This window comes from Mesorhizobium sp. M1A.F.Ca.IN.020.03.2.1, assembly GCF_004023205.1.
Taxonomy (GTDB): Bacteria; Pseudomonadota; Alphaproteobacteria; order Rhizobiales; family Rhizobiaceae; genus Mesorhizobium.
Genome location: NZ_RZSV01000400.1, coordinates 1 through 2,712, shown reverse-complemented (window position 1 = coordinate 2,712; position 2,712 = coordinate 1). Strand labels below are relative to the sequence as shown.

Genomic DNA, 2,712 nt, shown 5'->3' with positions numbered 1-2,712 from the left:
AGCCATGATCCCTACATCGATCTTCTGCCGCCCCAGGGCGTGAAGCTGACGCCGCGGCATTACGCCTATCTGAAGATTTCCGAAGGCTGCAACAATCGCTGCACCTTCTGCATCATCCCGGCGCTGCGCGGCGATCTCGTCTCGCGGCCGGCGGCCGACGTGTTGCGCGAGGCCGAAAAGCTCGCCAAGGCCGGCGTCAAGGAGATCCTCGTCATCTCGCAGGACACCAGCGCCTATGGCATCGACATCAAATACCAGACGAGCATGTTCGGCGACCGCGAGGTGCGAGCGAAGTTCCTCGACCTTGCAGAGGAGCTCGGCAAGCTCGGCATCTGGGTTCGCATGCACTATGTGTACCCCTACCCGCATGTTGCCGACGTCATTCCGCTGATGGCCGACGGAAAGATCCTTCCCTATCTGGACATCCCCTTCCAGCACGCCTCGCCGCAGGTGCTGAAGAACATGCGCCGTCCCGCTCATGGCGAAAAGACGCTGGAGCGGATCCGCGGTTGGCGCGAGGTCTGCCCGGATCTCGCCATCCGCTCAACCTTCATCGTCGGTTTCCCCGGCGAGACGGAAGACGACTTCCAGATGCTGCTCGACTGGCTGGACGAGGCGAAGATCGATCGTGCCGGCTGCTTCAAATATGAGCCGGTCAAGGGCGCGCGCTCCAACGACCTCGGCCTGGAACAAGTGCCGCAGGAGATCAAGGAAGCCCGCTGGCACCGCTTCATGCAGCGCCAGCAGAAGATCTCGGCGACGCAGCTGGCCAGGAAGGTCGGCAAGCGGCTGCCGGTGCTGATCGACGAGGCGCATGGCACCTCGGCCAAGGGCCGCACCAAATATGACGCCCCCGAGATCGACGGCTCCGTGCATATCCAGTCGCGTCGGCCGCTGCGCGCCGGTGAGATCGTCACGGTCAAGGTCGAGCGCGCCGACGCCTACGATCTCTACGGCTCGGCCGTTTGACAAGCGGGATTGGCTGAAAATGAAAGGGCGCCGGTGGGGCGCCCTTTTTGTTTTGATGCCAGGCTGCTGTTTACTGCGGCAGCTTGTCGTCGATGCCCTTGACGTAGAAATTCATGCCGAGCAGCGTGGCGTCGTCGGCGACCTCGCCGTCCTTCAGCCAAGGCGAGCCATCCTGCTTCGCCACCGGGCCGGTGAAGGGGTTCCAGCCATCGGCGATCTTCTTGGTGGTCGCCTCCGCCATTGCCTTCACGTCGTCAGGCATGTTGGTGAAGGGCGCGAGCTTGACGGCGCCATCCTTGATGCCAAGCCACACATTGTCCGGCTTCCAGGTGCCGTCGAGGGCAGCCTGCACGCGGCTGATGTAATACGGGCCCCACTCGTCGGTGAGCGAGGTCAGCTGCGCGTTCGGCGCGAATTTGATCATGTCCGACGACTGGCCGAACCCATGCAGCTTCCGCTCCTCGGCGACCTGCAGGGGGGCGGTCGAGTCGGTGTGCTGGACGATGATGTCGGCGCCCTGGTCGAACAGCGCCTTGGCGGCGTCGGCTTCCTTGCCCGGATCGAACCAGGTATTGACCCAGACGATCTTCACCTTGAAGTCCGGATTGATCGACTGCGCGCCGAGCATGAAGGAGTTGATGCCCATCACCACTTCCGGGATCGGGAAGGAGACGATGTAGCCGGCAAGACCCTTCTTCGATTCCTTGGCCGCGATCTGGCCGAGCACATAGCGGCCTTCATAGAAGCGCGCGTTGTAAATGCCGAGATTGTCGCCCGTCTTGTAGCCGGTGGCGTGCTCGAACATCACCTTCGGGAACTTCTTGGCGACCTTAACCTCGGCGTCCATGAAGCCGAACGATGTGCCGAAGATGATCTTGCATTTCTCGCGCGCCAGGCGCTCAAAGGCGCGGTCGGCGTCCGGGCCTTCCGAGACGTTCTCGAGATAGGCGGTCTCGACCTTGTCGCCGAGCGCTTTCTCCACCTCGAGGCGACCCTGGTCGTGCTGATAGGAATAGCCGAAGTCGCCGATCGGCCCCGTGTAAACCCAGCATGCCTTCAGCTTGTCGGCCGCCTCGGCGGTTGCCGCCAGCGACAGGGCCGCGGCCGTGGTCATCAGCGCAATAAGCAGTTTCTTCATCGTGTTACCTCTCTGAGTTAAGCCCTGGGGCTTCCCGTCTTTTTGTTGTCGTCAACGATCCGGAACAAATGGCTGCCCCAACGAAGCCGGCGTGTTCATCATCGTCAGCCGCTTGTTCCGCGAGATTAGAACGAGAACCACGATGGTTGCCAGATAGGGCAGCGAAGAAAGAAACTGCGAGGGCACAGGAATGCCGAAAGCCTGTGCATGAAGCTGGCCGATCCACACCGCGCCGAAGATGTAAGCGCCGGCCAGCACCCGCCAGGGGCGCCAGGACGCAAAGACCACCAGCGCCAGAGCGATCCAGCCGCGTCCCGCGCTCATGTTCTCGACCCATTGCGGCGTGTAGACGAGCGACAGGTGGCCGCCGGCAAGTCCGGCGCAAGCGCCGCCGAAGATCACGGCGAGGTAACGGTAGCTGATGACCTTGATGCCGAGCGCATGGGCCGACGCGTGGCTGTCGCCGATCGAGCGCAGCGTGTGGCCAGTGCGCGTCCTGAACAGAAACCACATCACGGCGGCGGTGAGCCCGATCGACACGTAGAACAACGGATCCTGGCCGAAGATCAGCTTGCCGACGACCGGTATCGAGCTCAGGCCGGGGA

Annotated in this window: 3 protein-coding genes; 1 reads left to right on the top strand and 2 read right to left on the bottom strand. The window is 62.7% G+C overall.

All coding sequences use genetic code 11. The features are described 5' to 3' along the window. Positions 1 to 969 (top strand): 30S ribosomal protein S12 methylthiotransferase RimO (gene rimO, locus EOA79_RS31240; protein WP_128293642.1); only part of this gene is annotated, 969 nt, incomplete at its 5' end. Between the two features lie 70 nt (positions 970 to 1,039). Here rimO and EOA79_RS31235 read toward each other — a convergent pair. Next, positions 1,040 to 2,107, bottom strand: coding sequence for a BMP family ABC transporter substrate-binding protein (locus tag EOA79_RS31235; protein WP_066989795.1), 1,068 nt, complete (start codon positions 2,105 to 2,107; stop codon positions 1,040 to 1,042). A gap of 51 nt (positions 2,108 to 2,158) precedes the next feature. Beyond that, positions 2,159 to 2,712, bottom strand: a 554-nt coding sequence (locus tag EOA79_RS31230; protein WP_164894040.1) for an ABC transporter permease, incomplete at its 5' end; no start/stop codon positions are given.

What these genes read in the sequence shown, in the direction of transcription:
- EOA79_RS31235 (WP_066989795.1), bottom strand. Translation starts at nt 2,107, where the DNA reads ATGAAGAAACTGCTTATTGCGCTGATGACCACGGCCGCGGCCCTGTCG.